Annotated in this window: 3 protein-coding genes; 1 reads left to right on the top strand and 2 read right to left on the bottom strand. The window is 62.3% G+C overall.

Annotation, left to right across the window (positions count from 1 at the left end; genetic code table 11):
* The coding region (locus WAW17_RS22555; protein WP_422335137.1) for a PEP/pyruvate-binding domain-containing protein at positions 1-551 on the bottom strand (551 nt) is incomplete at its 3' end.
* 17 nt (positions 552-568) lie between these two features.
* A complete protein-coding gene (locus WAW17_RS22560) occupies positions 569-1,177 on the bottom strand; it encodes a hypothetical protein (protein WP_422335138.1) in 609 nt (202 codons plus the stop codon).
* Positions 1,178-1,277: 100 nt separating this feature from the next.
* On the opposite strand from WAW17_RS22560, the gene WAW17_RS22565 reads away from it, so the two are divergent.
* A complete protein-coding gene (locus tag WAW17_RS22565) occupies positions 1,278-1,889 on the top strand; it encodes a histidine phosphatase family protein (protein WP_422335139.1) in 612 nt (203 codons plus the stop codon).
* Positions 1,890-2,111: the final 222 nt, after the last annotated feature.

A 2,111-nucleotide genomic window follows, 5' to 3' on the forward strand; every position in this document is an offset into this window, starting at 1 on the left:
CCGCCGTCGTGGCTGATCCCATGGTGATTGCGGTACGACTGGGCGCGTGGTGATCGCCACGATGCGAACACTGCGTGCGCGGCCAGCACGAGGTCGTTCCACGGATCGCCGGTGGACTTGGTGCCGACAACCTTCTCGAACTGTTCGAGAAAGCGTCGGTGCGTATCGGCCGCGAATGCGCTGTCGCCTGTGATTTCTGCTATTCGCGCCTCGACGGTGTCGTTCATCCCGAGGTTGAGAACGGTGTCCATCATCCCGGGCATGCTCTGGGCGCCGCCGGATCGAACCGAGATGAGGAGTGGACGTTCCGCGCCGCCCAGCCGGCGTTCGGCGGCGGTCTCGAGTTGATCCAGCCCCTGGCGCAGACAGGACAGAATCGACTCGGTGAGGTTGCCGTCGTTGTCGTTGACCTCCGCGCAGAAATCGGTCGAGAGTACGAAGGCGTGGGGCACGGGCATTCCCAGCGCACGCATCCGGTTAATGCTGCGTGCTTTTCCGCCGACGAGTTGTGGATCGAGGTCAGGTGTGTCGCCCAGCCAGATCAGAGTCATTCTCAAGCTCCTTTTGATTACACAGCGCGGCCGGCGGCCGCCTCTTCCTCACGGCTGAGACCGAGGAGTCCGATGAGTTCCTCGTGGAACTCGAACCAGACGGTGTGATAGCTGTCCGCGATCGGCCGCGCGACGAATCCGGTGTCACCGGCGTGGATCTGTTCGATGGCGTTGCCGAAGCGGCAATGATAGTTGGACAGGCGAACGGCGATCGCGGCTATCCGCTGGACCAGCGGTTGGAAGCCCTCATCGAGTGCTGTCAGACGATCGAGGACGGACTGATCATAGGTGGTATCGGTGTGGTCATTGGGTGCGCCACCCTTCATCTGCCAGTCGCTGATGATCTCCTTGAGGGCGGTGTTGTGCTGATCGAACTCGTGATAGAGCCCCATCAGGGCCTCGCGATCGATCGTCGGGCGTTCGGCCGCGACCAGCTCCGTAAGGCGTTGTCTGCCCTCGGGTGTCAGACGAACCTGGGGGTCGCCTTTGACGTACCCGGCGTCTCGAAGCGCAGCCAGCTCGGTGGCTGCCGTCTCGACATCGACACCGACAGATTGTGCTGCCAGTTCGGGGGCCAGGCGTCCTTTCAGGCGTGCAGCTTGCAGGAGGGCGAGCTCGTGAGTCACGGGTATTCCTCTTCTGTGATCTCGAAGCTGACGGTCAGCTGTTCTAACTTCCGATGATCTAGTGATAGACTATATCCACACTAGCTGAGAGGTCGATCACATGTCTAGCAAGGATTCGGGCGGAGTGGATCTCGTGCTGATGAGGCATGGTGAACCGCAACGTAATGATGCGAATTCTCGCGACCCTGGTCTGTCCGACGTGGGATGGGCTCAAGTCAGGGGAACTCTCCCGTACCTGATGGGGGGTGGACCGCTCACGGCGATCTACAGCTCGCCCCAGATGCGTGCGCGGCAGTCGGCCCGCGTGGCCGCCGATGCGTTCGGACTTGCACTCGCCTTCGACGACGGGTTGGTGGAGTTCGATCACGGGGCGCCCTATGTTCACTACGACGACGGGGCCGCGCCGGTATGGCGGAGCTATTTCGCGGGCGACCTGTCGCCCTGGGGGCTCACCCTGGCCGAGTTTCATGCGCGCATCCAGGGTGCCATGAATCGCATCGCAGATCGTCATGAGGGTGGCCGGGTACTCGCCGTGTGTCATGGCGGGGTCGTCAATGCGTGGACGTGCCAGATTCTGGGCGTGCCCGACCGTATCCGGGTGATGGAGCCGGGTTATGCGTCGCTGCATCGTTATCGGCGAGTCGAGGGACGTTGGCGGATTGTCAGCTTGAACGAAATCGCCCCGGCCTCTCTCGACACCGCATTACTCTAGCGCTAGAGTAATCTGCATCACGGTCCGTACCGGCTTGCGACGAGGAGAACACATGGAGCTGACGGTGGTCAGTGTCGAATCGGGCGGTGAGCCGTTCGACTTCGAGGGTCTCGGACGGGTGGCCGAGAGATTGTCCGGCGGGGCGGTGACGGAATTGATTGCCGAGGACGCGCTGACTGCTGCTGCGGAACATCTGGGCCGTGCTCTCGGCACTACTCCCGT

Origin of the sequence: Rhodococcus sp. (in: high G+C Gram-positive bacteria) (assembly GCF_049286785.1) — a bacterium.
GTDB lineage: Bacteria > Actinomycetota > Actinomycetes > Mycobacteriales > Mycobacteriaceae > Rhodococcus_F.

What these genes read in the sequence shown, in the direction of transcription:
- WAW17_RS22565 (WP_422335139.1), top strand. Translation starts at nt 1,278, where the DNA reads ATGTCTAGCAAGGATTCGGGCGGAGTGGATCTCGTGCTGATGAGGCAT.